Source organism: Domibacillus mangrovi (assembly GCF_001906925.1).
Classification (GTDB): domain Bacteria; phylum Bacillota; class Bacilli; order Bacillales; family Domibacillaceae; genus Domibacillus; species Domibacillus mangrovi.
In genome coordinates this window covers 257,920-281,489 of the sequence record NZ_MRWQ01000006.1, presented here as the reverse complement: position 1 = coordinate 281,489, position 23,570 = coordinate 257,920, and the positions used below count along the sequence as shown (strand labels likewise).

The window sequence follows — 23,570 nt, the reverse complement described above, 5'->3', positions numbered from 1 at the left end:
GGATTTTCTATAAATATGCCGAAATGAAGTTACTAAATGAGTATAGTGTCTTGATTTTTTTGTAGAAAGAAAGGGGAATACACGATCAGTGGACAAACTTTTAAAATTAGAATGTCAGAAGCAGGGATTACTGTCTGCCAATCGTTTTACACACGTAAAGGGCAATCAATTTGAAGAAATTTGTGGACATGTAACAGAAGGGGTTTTATTTATTGATGATGAATGGAGATTAACATATATAAACGAGCAGTATGAATCACTACTAGGTGTTGAAAGTGGGGCATTGATCGGGGGAAATATATGGAGTATATTCCCAGATTGGAGCGGCAGTTTATATGAGCGGAATCTGCAAGAAGCGGCCGAGACACGACAGGTGAAGAAATTTGAGGTTTTTTCAAAAATGTATAGCCGTTACTTTGAAATATGTGTGTATCCTCAGCCAACAGGCTTGTCCATATTTACGAAAGACATACATGATCAATATATGATGTATGCCCGTCTGAGAGAAACAGAGCAGCAAATGACAGAAATGGGCGAAAATATAAGAGAAATGATTTGTATTTATACCGTTGGTGATATCGATATATTATATATAAGCGAAGCATTTGAAGATATATGGGGAATTAAGAGAGAAACGATTTATAAAAACCCTTTATCACTTATTGAAACTGTTTGTCTAGAAGACAGAGATATGTTTATTAGACAACTACACCACCCTGAAGGCACGTTTGATTATCAGATTATTCGGGCTGATGGCTGTATTCGCTGGATCCGCTCCCGCCAGAATGTCGTGTATAATAATCAGGATGAACCTGTACGTGTGATTAGTGTTTCTGAAGACATCACGGAAATAAAAGAAAAAGAGGAACTTATTCGCAATGCCGATACACTCAGAGCAATTGGCCAACTGGCAGCGGGTATTGCCCATGAGATTCGTAATCCAATGACGGCTATTAAAGGATTCGTCCAACTCTGGCAGCAAGAAACATTCAATCCTTATAGTGAAATTATTTTATCGGAACTCGCCCGGGTTGAGTTTATAATGAACGAATTTTTAATGCTTGCAAAGCCGCAGAAAACGAAAAAAATGAATGCAGTTAATTTGCGTGCCCTAATTGATGAAGTGGTCACATTTATGCGTGCGGAAGCGTCTTTAAAAGATATTGAAATTAAAATGGATATAGAAGATTCGCTGCCATTAATTGAGGCGGAACCAAAGCAAATTAAACAGGTCATGATTAACTTGATAAAGAACGGCATGGAAGCGATGTGTGATGGAGGATGTGTGACGGTTTCAGCAACAAGTGCACAGGAGTCCGTCCTCATCGATATTATTGATCAAGGAGTAGGTATTCCAAAAGAGGCTATTCCACGCCTTGGAGAAGCATTTTATTCAAATAAAGAAAAAGGAACGGGACTCGGTCTGATGGTCAGCATGAAAATGATTGCTCATCACAATGGCAATTTGTCTTTTACAAGTGAAGAAGGAAAAGGAACGAAAGCAACGATCACATTACCTGTAAATAAGGAAACTTGAGGTGAATATCGTGCAGATAATTAGTTTTTTTATTCATCTTTTCATTTACGCTATTCCTGTTTTTTTCGTGATGCTATTTATCCGCTTATTTAAATCAGAACAAAAATTGAATCGGCGTTTAGGGGAAAGAGATCAGTTGGAGAGAGAAGAGTAAGTCATTTTCACTCAATTCAATATTTTGTCGAAAAATAGGTTTCGCCACGCTAAAATGGTGATATATTGAAGTAGACAAAAGAATGAGAGGTGAAAATGATGATGAAAGAATTTAAAAAGTTTGCGATGCGCGGGAACGTCATTGATCTTGCAGTCGGGGTTATTCTCGGTGCAGCATTCGGTAAAATTGTGGCGTCACTTGTTAGTGACATCATTATGCCGCTTATCGGTCTTTTACTCGGCGGAATTAATTTCTCCAATTTATCAATTACTGTTGGCGATGCGGTCGTAAAGTACGGACTGTTTATTCAAACGATTGTTGATTTTGTGATTATCGCCTTTTCTATTTTCCTATTTATTAAACTATTTAATAAAATTTACATTCGTGAGAAAAAAGCTGAAGAGGCACCTCCTTCTTTAACGAAAGAAGAAGAGCTGTTAACTGAAATTCGCGACTTATTACAAACGAAACAGCTATAAAGAAATGTCCAGGCAGACGCCTGGACATTTTTTAATGAACTTTTTTCGTACGTATTTAATCTACGTGTACTAGAATTGAACGTTCAGTCATTATAGAAACGGATGTACATAAGGGAAACAGAGAAATTTTATTTGAAACGATAAAGTTGTTTACAGCTACTTTATCTGTTATCCTCTTGACGCAAACTCGACAATATCATCTGGTGTTGTTGCTTTAAAATCGGGACCGTTAATCAATGACTCGTCGTCATAGCCCCACGACGTCCAGACGACACGAAGACCGGACTTTTTACTTGCATCGATATCACGCTGTTCATCGCCTGCATAAAAGGCATCCTCTACTGCGTAACCGTACTGTTTAAGGAGCTTTTTAATAAGTTTGTCTTTGCTGAAAATGTATTTGGAAGATAAAATATCATGTACATAGTTGATGCCATTTAATTCAAGGCAATTTTTAATAATATCGCTTGCGTTAGATGAAATAATAGCAATATGAATGCCACGGCTGTTCAATTCGTCAAGCATTTGCTTTATACCGGGAAAAAGCGGAAGTGTTTCTCGGGATTCACGTATGTAGCGGTATAATTTCGGAGCGGCAAATGGTATGCTACGCATCGGAAAATTTAAATGACGGCACCGCTCAGGAATACTCATTTTTTTTAAATCATCCAAATCGTCCAGGTCAACTTTATTATAGCCTTCCTGTTCAGCAAAATTGTTATAGGCTTTAATAAACACCTGGAGAGAATCAGAAAGCGTTCCATCAAAATCAAATATTACACATTTTGCCATAAACATATCATCCTTTCGAATAAGGACAGAGTCGTCCACGTATACTGTTAGTTTAACACTGGAACGGTATGTCAAACATAAAAAAGATTTTTTTTCACGATGTACGCGTTCTGTTATAATAAGAAATGGAAAATCAAAAGAGAAGGAATGACCAAAATGATTGTAAAAACAGATAAAGAGCTACAAGCGTTAAAAAAAATTGGCGGCATTGTCGCAGTGATTCGTAATGAAATGCGAGCTTATACGAAACCAGGTGTAACAACAAAAGAAATTGATGAACTGGGGGGGCGTTTATTTAAAGAGCACGGTGCCATCTCCGGTCCTAAAAGTGAATATGATTTCCCGGGCTTTACATGTATTAGCGTTAACGATGAAGTAGCACATGGTATTCCAGGAAGCCGTGTTATTCAAGAAGGCGATCTTGTCAATATTGATGTATCTGGTTCCTATGATGGCTATTTTGCGGATACAGGCATTTCATTCGTCGTCGGTGAAGGCGAACCGATTTTAACAAAATTATGTGAAGCAGCAGAGCAGTCATTTGAACGTGGCCTTTTAAAAATAAAAGCAGGTGCCAAGCAAAATCAAATCGGGAAAGCCGTTGCTAATGAAGCACGCCGGAATGGATTTGCAGTCATTAAAAATTTAACAGGCCATGGTATCGGTAAATCACTTCATGAAGCACCGGAGCATATTATGAATTATTTTGATCCTTGGGATAACGCGCTTTTAAAAGAAGGCATGGTACTTGCGTTTGAACCGTTCGTATCGGAAAAAGCGGATATGATTAAAGAATCAGGAGACGGATGGACGTTCATAACACCTGATGGCAGTCGAGTCGCGCAAATTGAACATACGGTCATTGTAACGAAAGGCGAGCCAATTATTTTAACAAAGTAATCGGTCGCCGCTGCTGAATAGCTAATACATATCCTTCAAAATGCTCATATCTCAATGTTTCAAGCCCCATATAACAACAAATTATGGGGCTGTTTTTTTATGATAGTTACACTCTCTAATCATAAATTGACCATATTTAATTTGATTCCATGTAATCTATTTCTAAAAAATCTTCTTCTTTTTTTGGAACGACAACATGTTGCATAGGATTTCTTTCAATGTACTCCATTGATTAAATGTTTGATCTCTCTCCTAATGCTGACTGGGACAGTAATTTCATTCATTCAAGCTTCAACAATTCTGCAGAAACGTGAAATGCTGCTTCCGTTTTTTCTTTCACTTCCTCTATGGTCACACTATCCATTATTTCAATCAGTACCATGCCATCCGGTGTAAAATCAAATACAGCAAGGTCCGTAATCAACCGGTGTACAACGCTTTGACCCGTTAGAGGCAAAGTACATTCTTTTTTTATTTTCGACTCGCCATGCTTGTTTATATGTTCCATGACGATGACGATGCGTTTGGCTCCATTGACAAGATCCATGGCGCCGCCCATGCCTTTGATCATTTTGCCCGGAATCATCCAGTTGGCAAGATCCCCTTTTTGGGACACTTCCATTCCACCAAGAATGGCAAGATCAATATGACCGCCACGAATCATCGCAAATGATTCAGCGCTGTCAAAAAAAGAGGACCCAGGAACTGTTGTAATCGTTTCTTTTCCAGCATTGATCAAATCCGGATCTTCCTCACCATTTATCGGGTATGGACCCATGCCAAGTAGTCCATTTTCCGACTGCAATAATACGTTGATATGTTCAGGAATCTCATTTGCGACCAGTGTCGGCATTCCAATTCCGAGGTTGACATTCATCCCATCTTTAATTTCCTGCACTGCTCTTTTAACAATCGTTAAACGTGTGTCTTTCATTTTCATCCGCTCCTTTTATCCCGCATTAACGGGCTGTAAGACCTCCGCTTCAAGACTTAGAAAAGAAAAGAAGGATAAGTGGGGGATCAACTGCCCGTAAAAACCCGGTTGGTTCGGGCCAGGCTGAGCCCGGTCACTCAGGTATGGCCGCAGGACGCGGTGCTCATTACCTGAGTTTCTGTTTATTCATTGAGGGATGAAGAAAACCCCCCACTGAATGAAGTTTCACTTTATCGGGTTATGCTTGTCCAACAGTACGCCGCTCGATCCGCTTTTGATAGTTAGTGCCCACCAGAATACGCTGCACAAAAATACCTGGCGTGTGGATTACATCTGGATCTAGCTCGCCCGCCTCTACGATTTCTTCGACTTCAGCAATCGTGATTTTTCCTGCCATCGCTGCCAATGGATTAAAATTGCGGGACGTTTTACGGTATACAAGGTTGCCAAGAGTATCTGCTTTCCAGGCTTTCACGAGCGCAAAATCCCCAATGATTCCTCGTTCAAGAAGATAGGTTTTCCCGTCAAATTCTTTCATTTCTTTTCCGTCTGCGACGGATGTCCCAATACCGGTTGCCGTGTAAAAGCCCGGAATACCAGCTCCGCCAGCTCTCATCCGTTCAGCGAGTGTACCTTGAGGCGTTAACTCTACTTCGAGTTCGCCACTTAGATACTGCTGTTCAAAAATTTTGTTTTCTCCTACATAAGAAGAAATCATTTTTTTTATTTGCCGATTAGCTAAAAGAAGGCCAAGGCCCCAGTCATCTACGCCGCAGTTATTGCTTACAACGGTTAAATTTTTTGTACCTTGTTCGCGAAGTGCCTGAATAGAGAATTCCGGAATGCCGCACAAACCAAATCCGCCAACAATAAGCGTCGTGCCGTCTTGAATGTCTGAAACCGCTTTTTGAAAGGATGTCATCACTTTCTCCATAAAAATCCCTCCCCCATTTTTTTCTTATATAAGAGTTTATATATTGATTTTCTATAAAATACATAAAAAGAATAAAATCTACAGGAAGGAAACAGCGTTAAATAAATAGCATTAAATAACAAAATCAAGAATACTTTATAGATTATAAGACAAAACCACAAATTGTATTATCAATCTTATTTTCTATAATTAATCATCCAACGGTATTTTTATGTAAAATCTATAAATTTTAAATTTTCATGGAATAGAAAATCTAAAATGGGTATTTCTATTTCACTAACTAATTAGATAGTATTAATAAAATTTTTGAAAATGAAAAAAGAAAGGATCGAAGTTTAATGGATTTTGATTTAACGAAAGAACAAACGATGATCCGTAAGTTGATTCGTGATTTTACGGAAGCTGAAGTTGCTCCAGGTGCAGATCAAAGGGATCGTACAGGTGAATTTCCAAAGAAGATATTCGATCAATTAGCAGAATTAGGGATAATGGGTCTTCCTTTTCCTGAACAATATGGTGGCAGTGATGCAGATACAATCAGCTTTGCTGTTGTTGTAGAAGAGTTAAGCCGAGTATGTGGATCTACAGGTATCACCTATTCTGCGCATATTTCATTAGGTGGAGCACCTATCCATTTATTTGGTACGCATGAGCAAAAGGAGAAATATTTAACGCCACTTTGTACAGGGGAGTACTTGGGTGCTTTTGGTTTGACTGAACCAAATGCAGGTTCTGACGCAGGCGGAACACAAACAACAGCGATTTTTAATGAGGATCAGTGGGTACTTTCTGGTTCTAAATGTTTTATTACCAATGCAAGCTATGCCAAAAACCTCGCAATCACTGCGGTAACAGATCGATCAAAAGGAATTAATGGAATTAGTGCGTTTATTGTACCTACTGATGCACCAGGATTTACTGTGATAAGTAATTATGAAAAGATGGGACTTCATTCTTCAAATACAACGGAGCTAATCTTTAATGATGTAAGCGTTGCGAAAGAGAATCTTCTTGGTGTAGAAGGAAATGGATTTAAGCAGTTTTTAGCTACTCTTGATGGAGGAAGAATCGGGATCGGGGCAATGGCTGTTGGAATTGCTCAAGGAGCTTATGAGAAATCGCTTCAATATGCAAAAGAAAGAAAACAATTCGGTAACAGCTTATCTGCTTTTCAAGTCATCCAATTTAAGCTGGCTGACATGGCTATGAATATTGAATTAGCTCGCAACATGGTTTATAAAGCAGCATGGTTGAAAGATCAAGGAAGGGTATTTAAAAAAGAAGCAGCCATGGCTAAATTATATGCTTCGGAAATGTGTATGAAAGTATGTGATCAAGCCGTACAGATCCATGGAGGTTATGGTTATATGAAGGAGTATCAAGTGGAGCGATTCTTCCGTGACGCTAAGCTTTTAGAGATTGGTGAAGGAACCTCTGAAGTACAAAGAATGGTTATTGCTCGTCAAATCGGCTGTTAAGAAAAATACCCTATTTAAAAGAGATGGATCTCCTGTAAATGTTTACCATTAACCTACATGATGTGATTAATATGCAATACACATCGGGGTTTCCTAAAGGTATCATGTTCATTCATACAAACTTAGTCAACAATGCAGCGAATATAACATCCTATATGAATTTTGACTTATGTGGATCGTATGTGCATACCTGTCAAAAGATAGAGCAAAGGCAGAGGAGGCAAAGAATGTTTACAAAGGTTCTGGTCGCTAATCGAGGAGAAATCGCAGTTCGGATTATGCGAACGTGCAAGTCTTTGGGTATTTCTACGATAGGGGTTTACTCAGAAGCCGATGCGGAAGCGCCCCATGTCAAAATGGCCGATGAGGCCTATTTAATTGGAGGTCCGCGAGTAGCTGAGAGTTATGTAAACATTGATAAGATTTTAGAAGTCGCCCGATTATCTAAAGTGGAGGCAATTCACCCCGGATATGGCCTTCTCTCAGAAAATGCTGAATTTGCGCGCCGTTGTGAGCAAGAGGGGCTTATATTTATTGGTCCTTCTTCTGAAGTTATTTCTCGCATGGGCAGCAAAATTGAATCACGGAAGACTATGGAAGAAATTGGTGTTCCGGTAGTTCCGGGTATAACATATCCATTAGTTGACGCGGAGGAAGCGGTGCAAGTCGCCGATCGTATAGGTTACCCGGTTATGCTCAAAGCCTCAGCAGGTGGGGGCGGTATTGGGATGCAGATTGTTCGCAGTGCAGATGAAATTCGTAAAGCGTTTGGCGGGAATCAAAAACGAGCAACGGATTTTTTTGGTGATGGTGCTATGTACGTAGAGAAATATGTAGACAATCCAAGACATATTGAGATTCAAATCTTGGCTGATGGATTTGGAAATACCGTTTACTTATGGGAACGTGAATGTTCGGTACAGCGTCGTCATCAGAAAGTAGTAGAGGAAGCTCCTTCATCGTTTCTGGATGAAGTTACTCGCATCAAGATGGGGGAGGCATCAGTAAAGGCAGCTAAATCAATCGGATATCGAAATGCTGGTACGATTGAGTTTTTGGTTGATGCAGATAAGAATTTCTACTTTCTTGAAATGAATACTCGCCTGCAAGTTGAACATCCGGTCACGGAAGAAATTACTGGATTGGATTTAGTTGCAGAACAACTCCGGATTGCAGCCGGTGATTCCTTAAATATTATTCAGTCTGATGTAAAACTTGATGGGCATGCGATCGAAGTACGAATCTATGCGGAAGATCCGAAGACATTCTTCCCGTCACCTGGCACGATTACAAAATTAGTGTTACCCGAAGGACCAGGTATTCGCCATGAATTAGCAGTGAGCGATAAGTCAATCGTTACACCATTTTATGATCCGATGATTGCCAAACTCGTAATAAAAGGGAAGGACCGTAATGAGGCGATTAATCGTCTCCAATTTGCGTTAGCCCATTATCAAGTTCAGGGAATCAAAACGAATATTCCGCTGTTACAAGAAGTGGCAGCACATTCGGCATTCCGTTCAGGCGATACGACAACGAACTTTGTGGAAAAGTATTTATCCCGCATTAACGGACAGTAAGACCCCCGGCTTCAAGACTTCGAAAAGAAAAGAAGGATAAGCGGGGGATAGCGGGGAACGCAGACTAAGATCGTCACGTCCTGTGACAACGTCTGCATGATTCACATCCTGTGAACCTAACCCCCACTGAATGAAGTTTCACTTTATAAGAAAAACAAGGAACCACATAAACCGCGTGAAATAGGAGGAATAAAGATGAGTCAAGTATTAGCGATTATGGCGGGGAGTGTATGGAAGATTCTTGTTCAAGTTGGGGATCAGGTAGATGCAGGACAGGATGTGGTTATTTTAGAATCGATGAAAATGGAGATTCCAATTGCAGTGGACTTCCCCGGGACTGTCAAAGAAGTAAAGGTGAGTGAAGGTGATTTTGTTAATGAAGGCGATGTAATGGTGGAGTTTGAGTAATCCCCTAAAGATATGAAACGGGATGAAGGGAGACGTGGCGATGAACTGGCCGACCAGCGTAACGATAAAAGAAGTAGGACCAAGGGATGGATTGCAAAATGAGAAGGTGTTTATTTCTACGGAGGATAAAATCGCTTGGATCAATCAATTGTCTGGGAGTGGCTTGAAAAATATCGAGATTACTTCCTTTGTCAATCCGAAATGGATTCCTGCCCTTTCAGATGCAGTTGCGGTAGCAGCAGGTATTACGCGTGTGCCGGGTGTAACCTATACGGCTCTCGTTCCGAATCGCCAAGGTCTGGAGCGGGCGCTAGAAGCCAACATTGATACAGTGGCTGTGTTTATGTCAGCCAGTGAAACACATAATCGGAAAAATATTAACAAATCGATAGAGGATACGTTTCCTATTTTAAAAAAAGTGGTGGAAGAGGCCCAATCAGCAGGAAAGTCTAGTCGAGGATATGTTTCAACCGTATTTGGATGTCCTTATGAAGGTATCGTTGATATAGAAAAGGTTATTAGTGTATCGGAAACTTTATTTGAGATGGGAATTGGAGAGTTGTCTCTTGGTGATACGATCGGTGTGGCTAATCCGAAGCAAGTCCAAGAAGTGTTAGAGGCATTATTAAAACGTTTTCCTGCAAATAAATTTGCTTTACACTTCCATGATACTCATGGGATAGCATTAGCTAACATTTTAGTATCGTTAGACATGGGGATTACCATATTTGATGCCTCCCTTGGCGGTTTAGGGGGATGCCCATATGCACCCGGTGCATCTGGCAATGTGGCTACAGAAGATTTTCTTTACATGTTGAACAGTATGGGGATTAACACAGGGGTGAATCAGGAAAAGCTGCTTAGCGCATCCCGTTTTATTCAGGATAAGGTGGGAAGACCTTTACCGAGCCATAGTCTTCAAGTATGCAGCTTGACTGGATAAGCTAGGGGGTTATTCGGTATATGAAAATTTGCGTTGGCTTGTGGCATCCGGGTCGCGAATAAGGGAGGGAAAGCAATGTCATTTGATGCGAACTTCATGCAGCAAACGCTTCAAAAAAGAATGGAACGGATTCAACAAGGAGGAGACCCTAAATATCATCAGAAAAATAAAGAGCAGGGTAAACTGTTTGTTCGTGACCGTTTAAAGTTATTGTTTGATCCGGGCTTTGAGCTAGAGGACGCACTCTTCGCAAACTGCTTAGCTGAGGATCTTCCGGCGGATGGAGTAGTGACTACGATGGGGAAGATCAACGGCCAGGTTGTTTGCATTATGGCTAATGATTCAACGATAAAAGCGGGTTCTTGGGGATCTAGGACCGTAGAGAAAATGATTCGGATTCAAGAAACGGCTGAAAAAATGAGAGTGCCACTTATCTACCTTGTAGATTCAGCGGGGGCACGTATTACAGATCAAGTAGAAATGTTTCCAGGGCGTCGTGGGGCTGGCCGGATTTTTTATAACCAGATCAAACTTTCAGGTAAAATCCCTCAGATTTGTATTTTATTCGGTCCATCTGCGGCAGGGGGAGCTTACATCCCTGCGTTTTGTGACATTGTCATAATGGTAGATAAAAATGCATCGATGTATCTTGGGTCCCCGAGGATGGCAGAAATGGTTATTGGGGAAAAAGTAACATTGGAAGAGATGGGTGGTGCACGTATGCATTGTTCTCTTTCAGGATGCGGGGATGTACTGGCTAAAGATGAAGAAGAAGCCATTACGATAGCCCGAAATTATCTTTCTTATTTTCCTGCTAATTTTTCTGAAAAACCGCCGGTTCAGGAAGCATTCGCACCTAAACGCTTTGAGAAAACGTTGGAAGAACTTATCCCTTCCAATCAGAATACTCCGTTTAATATGTATGATCTGATCGATGGGATTATAGATAAAGGGTCATTCTTTGAGATTAAGAAGCTATTTGCGAGCGAACTCATCACGGGTTTGGCCCGAATGAATGGAAATTCAATCGGTATTATTGCTAATCAGCCACGTGTCAAGGGAGGCGTGTTGTTCCACGATACAGCGGATAAAGCAGCTAAATTTATTACCCTTTGTGACGCGTTTCATATCCCGCTTCTGTTTCTTGCTGATGTTCCTGGTTTTATGATTGGTACCAAGGTAGAACAGGCAGGTATCATTCGCCATGGTGCGAAAATGATTTTCGCTATGTCTGAAGCGAGTGTACCTAAAATTTCGGTCATCGTCCGTAAAGCATACGGAGCAGGTCTCTATGCCATGGCCGGCCCTGCGTTTGAACCGGATTGTTGTCTCGCCTTGCCTACAGCTCAAATTGCTGTTATGGGACCAGAGGCTGCGGTGAATGCCGTGTACGCCAAAAGAATTGCTCAATTACCTGAAAATGAAAGGGCCTCTTTTATTGAACAAAAGCGGGAAGAATATAAGCAGGATATTGATATTTATCGCCTAGCTTCCGAAATGATTATCGATGGGGTCATTCCGACCAATTCGTTACGTGACGAGTTAGTGAATCGATTTGAGGTGTATTCATCAAAGTATGTTGTCTGCTCTGAGCGAAAGCACCCAGTGTATCCAGTTTAAGCTACTATCATTTTGAAGTAAGCACGTTTTCCATGCATGTCTATGCCATAAGAGAAACATCACGAGCAAAATCACTTGAAATGGGAATCACAACTTTTGACAGTGCATTTGGAGGATTAAAAAGGATCCCGAAGAAACGTGGACACTGAGGACTTGCTGTATATGCTCCGTGAAATGAGTATAAAAACAGAGATTGACTTCAACGCAGTGGTGAAATCAGCTCAGCTTATTGAAAAAATACTCGGTAAAAAGCTGAATAGTCGCCGAATGGATATTTGGCATAAAGGAAGAAAGGAGGGAGTTGTTATGAATGAAGTCGTAAAAAAGACAGTAAGAGTTGAAAAGCGAAGTGACGGAATTGCTATCGTCATACTAAGTCGTCCAGATGCTGCTAACGCCTTGTCAAAGCAGATGCTCGATGATCTAAATAATATTGTATATGATTTGAAAAATGATCTGGATGTTCGAGTGGTCATCCTGACAGGTGCCGGAGAAAAAGCCTTTTGTGCAGGAGCTGATTTAAAAGAACGTAAAGGAATGACGGACAATGAGGTCAAGCAAGCCGTCCGGTTGATTGGTGCGACAGTGAATGAAGTGGAATCATTGCCACAGCCAGTCATTGCTGCTTTGAATGGGGTGGCGTTCGGAGGTGGACTCGAATTGGCGTTGGCATGTGATCTTCGCGTCGGTGCGCTCGAAGCAAAAGTTGGATTAACTGAGACATCCCTTGCGATCATACCAGGGGCTGGTGGAACGCAGCGGTTGCCACGCTTAATTGGTCTTGGTAAAGCAAAGGAACTAATATTCAGTGCTAAGCGGCTGACAGCAGAGGAAGCCGCAGCCATTGGTATCCTTGAATATGCGGTCCCACGTGAAAAACTGCTGGAGAAGACGCTGAAGATTGCTGAATCAATGGTGAAAAATGCCCCGCTTGCACTTATCCAGGCAAAAGCAGCGATCAACAATGGGGTGGAAGTGGATCTTTCTACCGGACTAAAAATAGAAGAACTGGCATACAACACATTAATATCCACTGAGGACAGGCTGGAAGGCTTAAGGGCTTTTGCAGAAAAACGTTCACCTCAATACAAGGGAAAATAGGAGGTAACAAGATAAACGTGACACAACCAAGAACAGACTGCCAAATCAAAAAAGATTCAATCTTTCAGGGTGCTAAGTAAATGGATAAAGTTCAACCACCATTTTCTTAAAATCGTCGTTATATTTACGCCTGTTTCTTGATTTCATGCCGGACACTACCTTTCTTATTTTCAGCATAGAGAGTTAACTAAACCGTGCCCATGAAACTATACTAACTCCACTACTAATAATAGCAATTTAGTTAGTATATAAAACCGCACTTAGACTACTTACGGAGAGCCTTATCGCAAGTAAATGAGGTTATTTTAGATTAATTATAATAAACCTGCCATAAGTAACTTGAAAATTCAAAAAAATCCAGCGGCACGTAGCTGCTGGATTACATTTTAGGTCATAATATAAATGTTTATTTTATTTCTTTATAGATCATATAAAATGCCAGGGAGCAAGACTGAATGTTTTCTTAAGCGTTGCTGCTGAATTCTTGAATACTAAATAAATCAATGAAATCAGACCATTTCATTTTTCGTTTCAAATAATCATAAAAGGAATAGCAGTTTTTTTGCTCAGGTTTATTGTAAATTGTTGAAATAAAAACTTGTAAACGAACTTGAATCATAAAATGATAACGATTATTTTTTTCTAATACAGGAATTTCAATGATTTTTACTTTCTGTCCAACAATATTTTTGAACTCAAGGCTCTTATATAACAAAAATATCATCCTCTTTTACCCGTTTTTTTATATTATACCTTATTATCATCCAAAACATGTATAAATAGGATGTGTTAAATAAAATTCGATATCCTTTTTAATCAACTGAAAAATATCGTTTATTTCGAGAAACATCTAGCTGATCTCTTAAGAATGGTGATTTATTAAGAAAGACTTCCTGCTACTTGCATTCCTCCACACAGATCAGCATCTTATCTAATATCAACATTAAAGATTACCAGAGCTTTTCTTAAAATTATGTTAAACCCGTCAAACAGGATTTTATATGATTTTGCACAAAAAACCAGATTCATGTTTCAGAATCTGGTTCTTTCAAAGGTACTATGTGAGGAGCTTCAATTTTAAGCCGTGCTCTCCATTACGGAAACAAATAACCTGTGAATTTTATACTGCTTCTTTAAGATAGCCTCATTTTAAAATCTTGATAGCCAAATTCACGCACGACCTGACAATCTCCATCTTTATCTTGTACAGCAATGGCTGGAAGTGCCATACCGTTAAACGTAGTATTTTTCACCATCGAGTAAATGGCCATATCACCAAAAACTAATCGATCCCCGCTCTTTAACGGTTGATCAAACGAGTAATCTCCTATCACATCGCCTGCCATACAAGTTTGGCCGCCAAGTCGATACAGAAATGGCTTTTCTCCTGCTTCCCCAGAATCAAAAAGAGGGGGACGATAAGGCATTTCCAACACATCAGGCATATGACAAGACGCAGAAGTGTCAAGAATAGCAATCTCTATTCCATTTTGAATCGTATCAAGGACAGTCGTAACCAGATATCCTGCATTGAGAGCAACGGCTTCACCTGGTTCGAGATAGACTTCTAAACCATATTTCTCTTGCATTCTCTTAATACAATCTTCAAGTAACGAAATGTTATAATCTTCCTTCGTGATATGGTGGCCGCCTCCAAAGTTGATCCATTCCATCTGCGGAAGCCATTGTCCAAACTTTTCTTCCACTGCCTGAAGAGTGGTTGCTAAATCGTCAGAGTTTTGCTGACAAAGTGTGTGGAAATGCAGCCCTGAAACACCTTCAAGCAATTCAGGTCGAAACTGCTCTTTGGTTACACCGAACCGAGAACCTGGTGAGCAAGGATCGTAAATGGCATGCCCATCTTGGGTCGAGCATTCTGGATTGATACGCAAGCCAACTTTTTTACCAGCTTGAAGCACTTTCGCTTTAAATTTTTCCACCTGTGAGAAAGAATTAAAGATGATATGATCACAAATCGAGATAATTTCGTCGATTTCATCCTCACGATAGGCAGGGGCAAAGACATGATTTTCTTTGCCCATTTCCTCGTAACCGAGGCGAGCTTCAAATAAGCCGCTTGCAGTCGTACCACTTAAATACTCTGCAATGAGCGGATACATCTTATACATTGAAAATGCTTTTTGTGCCAAAATAATCTTACATCCTGTACGTTCCATGACTCCATTCAGGATTTTTAGATTTTTTTCCACAAGACCTTCGTCGACTACATAACATGGCGTTGGTAATTGTTCAAACCGCATCTTAACGAACAAGCCCGGATTCTTTCACTTTAATAGGATCAGAATCTACAAGATCTGGATAAAGATCTTCTTGCCATGGAAGTCCCCACTTGTTCAATGCATCCATAAATGGATCTGGATCAAATTCTTCAATATTGTATACGCCCGGTTTATTCCATTTACCAGTCATCAACATCATGGCACCGATCATAGCAGGAACCCCTGTTGTATAAGAAACTGCTTGAGAACCCACTTCTCTGTAGCATTCTTCATGGTCACAAACATTGTACACATAATACGTTTTATCTTTTCCGTCCTTTTTCCCTTTGAAGATACAGCCAATGTTCGTTTTCCCTTTTGTGCGTGGCCCAAGTGAAGCAGGATCTGGTAATACTGCTTTCAAGAATTGAAGCGGAATGATTTGTTTTCCTTCGTATTCAATAGGTTCAATAGAAGTCATACCTACATTTTCAAGGCACTTTAGGTGAGTAAGGTAACTTTGGCCAAATGTCATGAAGAAGCGGATACGCTTAATACCTGGGATGTTTACAGCAAGAGATTCAAGTTCTTCGTGGTAAAGCAAATACATATCTTTTTCGCCAACTTCAGGGAAGTTATAAACGCGTTTGATTTCCATTGGTTTAGTCTCGATCCATTCGCCATCTTCCCAATATCTTCCGTTAGCTGAAACTTCACGGATATTAATTTCAGGATTGAAATTTGTTGCAAACGGATAGCCGTGATCCCCTGCATTACAGTCGAGAATATCGATATACTCAATTTCATCAAAATGATGCTTAAGTGCATGAGCAGAAAATACACCTGTTACACCAGGGTCAAATCCACTGCCTAAAAGAGCTGTAATACCAGCCTTTTCAAAGCGTTCGCGATAATCCCACTGCCATTTATATTCAAACTTTGCCGTATCTTCCGGCTCATAGTTTGCTGTATCCATATAGTTTGTTTTTGTTGCCAGGCAAGCATCCATGATTGTTAAATCTTGATACGGTAAAGCTAAGTTCATTACGATATCTGGTTTTACTGCTTCAATCAAAGCAATCAGCTCGTCCACATTGTTTGCATCAACCTGTGCAGTTGTAATTTTTGTTTTGCCGCCATCTAGTTTGGCTTTTAAGTCATCACATTTTGACTTTGTACGACTTGCAATACAAATTTCTTCAAATACGTCACTGTTTTGAACACATTTATGGATGGCTACTGATGCCACTCCACCACAACCTATAATAAGCGCTTTTCCCATTCTCTTATCATCTCCTAATAGATTTTTGTAAAGCAAAGAGGGACTCCATAACAGTCTATGGAAAAGATTATTGTAAAACCCCTCAAAGTTTTGAACAACAAAAAAAGCAAGTGCATAACGCATAATGGCGCACAACACTTGCTTTAAATATATTTACCAATATTAAAAAGAATAAGTATATCTATGATAAAAGTCATATGTATACGGCTACCTTAAAATGTTCTGGGACATTGTAGTAGAAGCTTATTAATATTCAAATATATCTTTATAAGATCAGAGTCTAAATAGCAAATAATTACTTTTATCACTCTTATTGACCGTTTCACAAGTTGTATGCATATGCACTGGTTGTAAAGTAACCAACTTATAAAATTTGAGCTTTTAACTCAATCAATAAGGCAACTGAAGTTGCCAATCGGCATTTGACCCGGCTGTCCGTATGGCCTTAACTACCTTAAGGGAAGTGGTCAAAAATTATCTGCTTGGAAAGACTCAAAAATTTTGAATATAAGCTTTCCAATTCATGCTTCTTCATATTATCAGCATATAATGAAAATAGCAATGAGCAAGTTTAGAAATTAATTAAAAACTTTGGCTAGCAATATAATTCATTGGCAGAAGCTTTAAGAGTAGTTCAAGAAACCAAAAAACGCTTATTTGTGAATTGACAGGGTAGAGGTCGCTGGTTTGAACCGAGTAGGAATCGTCTGGTGCCAAACCCTTGAAATTTCCGTCTTAACAAAGAAAATTGTCAGAAAAGATTATAGAAGGAGGAAACAGAAGTGGGTAACATAAAACGATATTAGCGACGGAACATATTCACAACGTCCTGTCACACGGGAGGAAGTTTGGTCTACGCTGCACCGGATGCTAAAATGAAAAAAGCAAAGCTCTGGTTAAGCCCAGAGTTACCTTTTATTTTTGCCTGTTATAATTTGATATATAGAAATCAGTAGCATGATTAGAAGTATCGGATAAATGATGACTATATCAACTCTTATTATTGGTCCAGAAACAGTACTAGCCCAATTTCTGACGTAAATTTCCCAAACGATATAACCAAGAATCAGTATTATGGTCATTACTTGTGTTTTAGTTATTTTTTTCATCCTATTCTCCTTGTTATTCATAAATCGTAGAGTGTATATTAGTCCGCTTTAATATTATCTACTAAATGACTATATCATAACATTTTATGACAAGAGAAGGAGTGTGGTCTATACTGTACCGGATGAGAGTAAGGTAAAATAATCGTGAGAATACCCCGGTTACGCGTTTGCAGCCGGGGCTGTTTAATTTATCTTTATTTAGCTGAAAGTTCACTTTCTGTTACCCATTTATGGTTTACTACTTTTTCTCCACCCGTAGTTGGAACGTAATCAATCATATACACAGTTGTTTGTTCAGCAGAATCAATTTCAGCAGTTGCACCATTCATCCCTTTCATATGGTCTGCTTCTATGGTAACTTCTGTCCCTGATTCTAACGTTCTGTCACCAGGATTTTCAATTTCTTCGTGAATCACCCACTTGTGATTTGTTACTCTTTCTCCACCAGTTGTAGGAGTATACGAAACTGCATAGGCTGTCGTATCATAGGCCCCGACAATTGTTGCTTCAGCTCCATCCATGCCTTCCATGTGGTCTGTTTTAATAATTGCTTGGTCCCCAATTAAAAAAGTTGGATTTTCTGTTGCTTTTAGATTTTCAGGAACTTCACTTGAACTGGAATGGTTCATGCCTTCGTGGTTATCCATGTTCATTTCTTCATTTGTAGTTTTTTGTTCTTCGGTACTGGTAGTTTCTTGTTCATTAGTACCGGTGGATTGGTTTTCAGAGGTTTTATCGTTTCCACATCCACTTAAACCAATAATTGCAGCGGTACCCAGAAAAGCTAGTTGCTTTTTCATCCAGTAACACTCCTTTTAATACTTAAAGTTGATCTTGGTAAAATAGTATACCTGCATATGGTATAAAAGCAAATGAAAAGGATTTTTAATTATCTTATTTAAGTCTATTCTTGGTACAATACAAACCTTGATAGAGCAAAAAGTTCTCAAGTTGGCTAGAATGGATTCTAAATAAAAAAAGACCGGCCGCAACCAGTCATCCTTGATCTTTGATCATCATTGGCAAAACTTGAACCTTCATTACCTTCCAGTTATCAAAATTAATTTCCTCTTCATGATACCAATCCAACATACCAGGATCCCAATCATTACTGTCGTCAACAATGCATTTTAAAATCTCACTAAAGACAAGGGGTTCAGTTACTTCTTTCTCTTGGATATTCCATAATCGAAATAAATCCTGATGCTTGACTGCTTCGAGTAATATCAACTTGATCAGCTCCTTCTCTTCTATTATATAAGGGAGAGATAAGGAGGTTTGTAAAGTTTAGGTAAAGAAAAAGACCGGCCGAAGCCGATCTTATATCATCATTCCGTTACACATATCATGTACCTGATCTAATCTAGCGGTTAAGATTTCTGCTTTTACAGGTTCATTAAGCTGAGCGCATAATTTTACATAACTCATCATAAACATTTCATCATTGCCGTTATCCACACAATCTGTCCAAAATGCAGCTTGCTGTTTGATATGGTCTTCATTCATTTTTTCTTTTAACATTTTTCCTTCGTTAAAAAAAAATCCATTAATCATAAATATCACCTCTAACGCTAATATACCCAATAAATAAGACAGGTGGTTTACAGTAGGGTAACATTTCCATAAATTTTTAGTGAAAAAGAATATACGTTTGTGTTTTTTGTTAATGAAAGAACACTTGTTTGGTTAAGTGAATATATTTAAAGAAGGGGGCTAGTAAAATGAACAGATTATTGCGTACCTCGAAAGAAGAAGAAGACGTTTATGTGTAGGAAAGAATGTATTCCTTCTGCGATATTCAAAAAATGAAATGACCATTAAAGATATTCTATGGTATAGCTATCTTTAAAAAACTCACTGAAGTGCCCATACACTGAAGAATATGATACAGTAACACTCGATATAATGTACATATGATTAAATAGAGGCATTCATCTGAAAATTGGTGAATGCTCTTTTAAATCGTAACAATTATTATTTGCAAATCGGAACCGTTACTATATAATAGACGATAGATCATCTATGGAGGGATTTATTGTGAGAAAATGGGCAGTTATTGCGGCCGTTATGTCGTTAGCATTAGCGGCATGCAGCAATGGAGAAGATAAGGGAGCAACATCAATAGAAAAAAATGAGGACAGCCGCATGACGGTTTATACAACCATTTATCCGCTTGAATATTTTGCTGAGCGGATTGGCGGTGATACAGTGAACGTGGAAAGTATTATGCCGGCAGGTGCAGATGAACATACGTACGAACCGACAACGAAAACAATATTAGAGCTGGCTAAAGCCGATTTGTTTTTATACAACGGGTTGAACCTTGAACCATTCGCAGAAAAAGTGGAAGAAACGCTGACAGAAGAAGATGTCAAGATCGTGAATATTGGTGAGCATGTTGATGTAGAAGTGGACAGCCATGAGGGGCATTCACATGCAGATGAACATATGCATGAAGGTGAAATAACAGAAGATGGTCATGATCATGATCACGGCGGTGTTGACCCGCATATTTGGATTGATCCGATGTTGGCGATTGAAATAGCAAGCGTTGTGAAAGATGAACTAGTAACGTTAAATCCTGATGATGAAGGGACGTATAATGAAAATTTCAAATCGCTAAAAACAGATCTTGAATCGCTGGATGAAAAGTTCCATGTGATGACTGAAGCTGCAGCACATAAAGAAATTCTTGTGTCTCACGCTGCTTATGGCTATTGGGAAAAATCATATGGTATCGAGCAAATTAGCATAGCTGGTCTTTCGCCAACAGAGGAACCGTCACAAAAAGAATTGAAAGAAATTGCCGATACGGCAAGAGAGCATGGTATTAAATATGTTATTTTTGAACAAAATATTACACCGAAACTAGCAAAAGTCATTCAAAATGAAATTGGTGCTGACTCTCTTCGTCTGCACAACCTGGCAACATTAACAGAGGAAGACATTGAAAATGGCGATGATTATTTTTCTATTATGGAGCAAAATATTGAAACATTGAACCTGGCTTTGTCCAAATAATGAAATGAAGGGTAAAATTTTGACGATTAAATAATAGACTGCCTTGATTCGCGTAAATATGAGAAAAAGCAGTTCGCTGCAACTAAATTTAGCGTATCTACCATTGTATGAAAAGTGATTCAATAAACAGGAATGTATTGTTTGAAAGTAGAATAATAAAAAATGAAGAGGAATGGAGGGGGACTCGTGCCAATTAGTTTAGAACGTTTAAAAGTACCGGATGAATTTATATTAACTCAGGAAGAAATTGTAAAAGAAGCGGTTCAGTTTTTAAATCAAAATGGCTGGACCGCTCATGTTGAATCTGCAACAGGAGGTCACGACATTCAAGCTGAAAAAATGGAGTGGACTGTCTATGTAAAGTGTAAAGGATCAAGAGGAAAACGTCAGCAAGAAGGAATGGTATATGATAATACACAACTCCGCTCAAATGCTGCCGATCAAGTGGAAAAACTAATGCGTATACAGGAAGAAGCGGAAACGCCGAGTCTATTTGTTATGGCTAATCCAGGACTTGAACGGATGAAATGGATTGTTTCAAAATTGTCTGGGGGCCTTGATAAACTTGATATTATTCGCATGTGGATTTATCCGGATGGCGTTGTAAAATGGGACGTTCCAGCACACCTTTTACACGTTGCAAAATCACTTGAAATTGAGAAAAATTGAAAGGTTTAGTTGCAAGAGAAAGGGAAAAATGGTACATTAGAGACAGCTGTTCGTACGTTTCAAAAGAGAATAGTTTATTATTTTTCCATCTTGAAATAGTCGCAAGCAGCAAGAATGATTGTGAAAGCATAAGGAGGACATGACATGTTACAAGGTAAAGTAAAATGGTTTAACGCAGAAAAAGGTTTTGGTTTCATCGAAGTTGAAGGACAAGATGATGTATTCGTACATTTCTCAGCTATTCAAGGTGAAGGCTACAAATCACTTGAAGAAGGCCAAAGTGTGACATTCGAAGTAGTTGAAGGACCACGTGGCCCACAAGCTGCTAACGTTGAAAAAAACTAATCTGATTGAAACTATAACAGGTGAAGCCTCGGCTTCATCTGTTTTTTGTTGTAGTTTTCTTTAGACATATTTCGTAAGCGCTGTCAATATGTTTGTGGAAAAAATGTCACGAAAACGTTATAAATTGGTCAAAGAATTGGATCTATTTTTATAAAAAGAGAGTACAATGGGTGAGAAGAGAGAAAATGAAATAGAACGATCAGGAGGATGAGCATGTTATATATCGCAGCAGCTATTGCCGTTGTTGTAGGTGTTGTACTCGTTAACCATTATTTAGCCGGCCATAAAGTAGAAGAAGGATTGCTTGTTGTCAAATCAGGGGACAGAGAAACGGCTATTCCGATGAATGAAATTGTTGAAGTATTTGAAATGGATCAATTCCCGAAAGATCCATCATTTATTGAAAAATATATTGTCCGTCCGTACGTCAAAAAGAAACGTGTAGCTGTTTACACTCGTTCCAATGTATCTTATTTATTTGTATTACGCAACAAAGATCGTCTTGTAAAATCAGTAAAAGCACAAAATCCACACGTTCATATAAAAGCAAAAGTTTTGTAAAAGCGGATGTTGATCTGTTTTATCTCACATTAACCGGCAGTAAGACCCTCGCAGGAGATCAACTGCCGGTAAAAGCACGATTGGTTCGGGCCGGCTGAAGCCGATCACACAGGTATTGCCGCAGGACGCGGCGCCCTTTACCTGAGTTCCTGTTTTATTCAGTGGAGGATAGCGGAACGCAGACTAAGATCGTCACGTCCTGTGAACCTAACCCCGATTGAATGAAGTTTCACTTTATTTTTCGTTTAAATAAATCATAATTTTATTATGTAAACTTAATGTTTTTTATCCATCAAATTTAAAGAAGAGAAAGTGACTATTTACAAAGGCTTTAGAAGCTGTTACGTTAGAGTAGTTATCATCAAGAAATGGGGTTATCTATAATGGTGATCTTTACAGAAGAGCAACCGGAGGCTATCGTAACTGGCATCTCATATTGCTGGAAGAAAAATATAGTCAAGATAGAAGATGGATACTTAAAAAGTACTGGCATGATCACGAATACGCGTATTCCTATTGTTCATATTGATACTGTTGTGTACTCTTACAATCCGAAAAAACCGGCCATTGTCCCGGTTTTAAAAATTATCGGCAAAGGTGCAGTTTTGTGTGAAATGGAGATTTCAGCTGAACATATTGAAGCTGTCCAAGACTGGATATTGTATGTGATTAATCCGTCGTGACCATACAGAGCCGCCTTTTATTAGGCGGTTTTTTTATTTGCAAAAAGAAAGGGAGTTAATCAATGAAAGGATCTACTCACGCGGTAATTGGTGCTGGATCAGGGCTTGCCGTCTCTGTTTGGATCAATGCTGCACCACTTGAAATGGTTATTTTAGCGGGAATTGGTTCCGTTGCTGCACTCGTTCCGGATCTAGACGTAAATGGGAAATTAGCTAATAAAATTACAGTTGAAAAGAAATGGCTTATTTTGTTTTTTTCGATAGCCGGTCTTTTTTTGATGTTTTACAGTTATTTTATGCTAATCGGCATTAAGCAGATAAGCGGTTTTCTAATTAGTATAGGTTTTCTTCTATTACCAAAGTTGTTCATTAAACAGCGAACAATGTTATTTGTCACTGGAATACTTGTGCTGTATGCAGGATGGTATATGAAAGAGATATGGGTCATGTATATAGGGTTGTTTATTATATTTGCTTCACTTGTCTCGCACCGTACATGGACACATTCTATTATTGGTGTTACATTTTTTTATTTTGTCGCCGTAGAAATTGTTAAAGAATATCCATTGCCTGGTTTATTTATGACGCTTTTGATTAGCTATATTTCTCACTTAATTGCTGATATGAAAATACTGCCGGTAAATAAAAAAGGAATAAAATGGTTTTATCCATTATGGAAGAAAGAATTTTAAAAAGTCATTTAAACGACTTTTTAATTTTTAATACACTATGTGTAAAATTCAAATAATAAATAAATAAAATAAGTATTTAACATATAAATTACGGGAATAGAAATAAATAAACGAATAGGAGATTATTTA

24 protein-coding genes are annotated in these 23,570 nt (G+C 38.9%); 15 read left to right on the top strand and 9 right to left on the bottom strand.

The features are described 5' to 3' along the window. Positions 1–88 precede the first annotated feature (88 nt). Both BLL40_RS08645 and mscL read left to right on the top strand, forming a co-directional pair. Entirely contained in the window at positions 89–1,537 is a 1,449-nt protein-coding gene (locus BLL40_RS08645) for an ATP-binding protein (protein ID WP_073711512.1), read from the top strand. Between the two features lie 252 nt (positions 1,538–1,789). Then, the gene (mscL, locus tag BLL40_RS08640) at positions 1,790–2,170 is read left to right on the top strand and encodes a large conductance mechanosensitive channel protein MscL (protein ID WP_073711511.1); all 381 of its coding nucleotides are present in this window, start codon (positions 1,790–1,792) and stop codon (positions 2,168–2,170) included. Positions 2,171–2,338: 168 nt separating this feature from the next. On the opposite strand, the gene BLL40_RS08635 is transcribed toward mscL, so the two are convergent. After that, the gene (locus BLL40_RS08635) at positions 2,339–2,962 is read right to left on the bottom strand and encodes an HAD hydrolase-like protein (RefSeq protein ID WP_073711510.1); all 624 of its coding nucleotides are present in this window, start codon (positions 2,960–2,962) and stop codon (positions 2,339–2,341) included. A gap of 156 nt (positions 2,963–3,118) precedes the next feature. Here BLL40_RS08635 and map point away from each other — a divergent pair, with 156 nt between their 5' ends. Then, complete coding sequence (gene map / locus BLL40_RS08630; protein WP_073711509.1) at positions 3,119–3,862, top strand: type I methionyl aminopeptidase; 744 nt, start codon at positions 3,119–3,121, stop codon at positions 3,860–3,862. Positions 3,863–4,142: 280 nt separating this feature from the next. Here map and BLL40_RS08625 read toward each other — a convergent pair whose 3' ends face one another. Both BLL40_RS08625 and BLL40_RS08620 read right to left on the bottom strand, forming a co-directional pair. After that, positions 4,143–4,796, bottom strand: coding sequence for a CoA transferase subunit B (locus BLL40_RS08625; RefSeq protein WP_073711508.1), 654 nt, complete (start codon positions 4,794–4,796; stop codon positions 4,143–4,145). A 238-nt stretch (positions 4,797–5,034) separates the two neighbouring features. Continuing rightward, the gene (locus tag BLL40_RS08620) at positions 5,035–5,730 is read right to left on the bottom strand and encodes a CoA transferase subunit A (RefSeq protein ID WP_073711507.1); all 696 of its coding nucleotides are present in this window, start codon (positions 5,728–5,730) and stop codon (positions 5,035–5,037) included. A 338-nt stretch (positions 5,731–6,068) separates the two neighbouring features. Between BLL40_RS08620 and BLL40_RS08615 the strand changes: the two genes are divergently transcribed. From BLL40_RS08615 to BLL40_RS08590, 6 genes are all read left to right on the top strand, one after another. Then, positions 6,069–7,208, top strand: a complete 1,140-nt coding sequence (locus tag BLL40_RS08615) for an acyl-CoA dehydrogenase (RefSeq protein ID WP_073711506.1) — start codon at positions 6,069–6,071, stop codon at positions 7,206–7,208. Positions 7,209–7,435: 227 nt separating this feature from the next. Beyond that, a complete protein-coding gene (locus BLL40_RS08610; RefSeq protein ID WP_073711505.1) occupies positions 7,436–8,788 on the top strand; it encodes an acetyl-CoA carboxylase biotin carboxylase subunit in 1,353 nt (450 codons plus the stop codon). Between the two features lie 195 nt (positions 8,789–8,983). Next, the gene (locus BLL40_RS08605; protein ID WP_073711504.1) at positions 8,984–9,196 is read left to right on the top strand and encodes an acetyl-CoA carboxylase biotin carboxyl carrier protein subunit; all 213 of its coding nucleotides are present in this window, start codon (positions 8,984–8,986) and stop codon (positions 9,194–9,196) included. 40 nt (positions 9,197–9,236) lie between these two features. Next, positions 9,237–10,139: a hydroxymethylglutaryl-CoA lyase gene (locus tag BLL40_RS08600; RefSeq protein ID WP_073711503.1), complete on the top strand. Its 903-nt coding sequence runs from the start codon at positions 9,237–9,239 to the stop codon at positions 10,137–10,139. Positions 10,140–10,214: 75 nt separating this feature from the next. Then, positions 10,215–11,759: an acyl-CoA carboxylase subunit beta gene (locus BLL40_RS08595; RefSeq protein WP_073711502.1), complete on the top strand. Its 1,545-nt coding sequence runs from the start codon at positions 10,215–10,217 to the stop codon at positions 11,757–11,759. Between the two features lie 306 nt (positions 11,760–12,065). Continuing rightward, a complete protein-coding gene (locus BLL40_RS08590; RefSeq protein ID WP_073711668.1) occupies positions 12,066–12,860 on the top strand; it encodes an enoyl-CoA hydratase in 795 nt (264 codons plus the stop codon). A gap of 463 nt (positions 12,861–13,323) precedes the next feature. Here BLL40_RS08590 and BLL40_RS08585 read toward each other — a convergent pair whose 3' ends face one another. The 6 genes from BLL40_RS08585 to BLL40_RS08555 form a co-directional block, all read right to left on the bottom strand. Continuing rightward, positions 13,324–13,575: a DUF2535 family protein gene (locus tag BLL40_RS08585; RefSeq protein ID WP_073711501.1), complete on the bottom strand. Its 252-nt coding sequence runs from the start codon at positions 13,573–13,575 to the stop codon at positions 13,324–13,326. Positions 13,576–13,993: 418 nt separating this feature from the next. Then, positions 13,994–15,121 (bottom strand): carboxynorspermidine decarboxylase, encoded by a 1,128-nt coding sequence (nspC, locus tag BLL40_RS08580; RefSeq protein WP_073711500.1) that lies wholly within the window; start codon positions 15,119–15,121, stop codon positions 13,994–13,996. 1 nt (position 15,122) lies between these two features. Then, positions 15,123–16,361: a saccharopine dehydrogenase family protein gene (locus BLL40_RS08575; RefSeq protein ID WP_073711499.1), complete on the bottom strand. Its 1,239-nt coding sequence runs from the start codon at positions 16,359–16,361 to the stop codon at positions 15,123–15,125. A 1,303-nt stretch (positions 16,362–17,664) separates the two neighbouring features. Further along, positions 17,665–18,270, bottom strand: a complete 606-nt coding sequence (locus BLL40_RS08565; protein WP_073711497.1) for a YdhK family protein — start codon at positions 18,268–18,270, stop codon at positions 17,665–17,667. A gap of 196 nt (positions 18,271–18,466) precedes the next feature. Then, entirely contained in the window at positions 18,467–18,700 is a 234-nt protein-coding gene (locus tag BLL40_RS08560) for a hypothetical protein (RefSeq protein WP_073711496.1), read from the bottom strand. Positions 18,701–18,790: 90 nt separating this feature from the next. After that, entirely contained in the window at positions 18,791–19,024 is a 234-nt protein-coding gene (locus tag BLL40_RS08555; protein ID WP_073711495.1) for a hypothetical protein, read from the bottom strand. Between the two features lie 483 nt (positions 19,025–19,507). Here BLL40_RS08555 and BLL40_RS08550 point away from each other — a divergent pair, with 483 nt between their 5' ends. From BLL40_RS08550 to BLL40_RS08525, 6 genes are all read left to right on the top strand, one after another. Then, positions 19,508–20,491, top strand: a complete 984-nt coding sequence (locus tag BLL40_RS08550) for a metal ABC transporter solute-binding protein, Zn/Mn family (protein WP_073711494.1) — start codon at positions 19,508–19,510, stop codon at positions 20,489–20,491. A 186-nt stretch (positions 20,492–20,677) separates the two neighbouring features. Further along, a complete protein-coding gene (locus tag BLL40_RS08545; protein ID WP_073711493.1) occupies positions 20,678–21,160 on the top strand; it encodes a hypothetical protein in 483 nt (160 codons plus the stop codon). 144 nt (positions 21,161–21,304) lie between these two features. Beyond that, positions 21,305–21,505: a cold-shock protein CspD gene (cspD, locus tag BLL40_RS08540; protein WP_018392868.1), complete on the top strand. Its 201-nt coding sequence runs from the start codon at positions 21,305–21,307 to the stop codon at positions 21,503–21,505. Between the two features lie 213 nt (positions 21,506–21,718). Continuing rightward, positions 21,719–22,066 (top strand): SunI/YnzG family protein, encoded by a 348-nt coding sequence (locus BLL40_RS08535; protein ID WP_073711492.1) that lies wholly within the window; start codon positions 21,719–21,721, stop codon positions 22,064–22,066. A gap of 383 nt (positions 22,067–22,449) precedes the next feature. Further along, positions 22,450–22,749 (top strand): hypothetical protein, encoded by a 300-nt coding sequence (locus BLL40_RS08530; RefSeq protein ID WP_073711491.1) that lies wholly within the window; start codon positions 22,450–22,452, stop codon positions 22,747–22,749. A 62-nt stretch (positions 22,750–22,811) separates the two neighbouring features. Then, positions 22,812–23,441: a metal-dependent hydrolase gene (locus BLL40_RS08525; RefSeq protein WP_073711490.1), complete on the top strand. Its 630-nt coding sequence runs from the start codon at positions 22,812–22,814 to the stop codon at positions 23,439–23,441. Positions 23,442–23,570 lie beyond the last annotated feature (129 nt).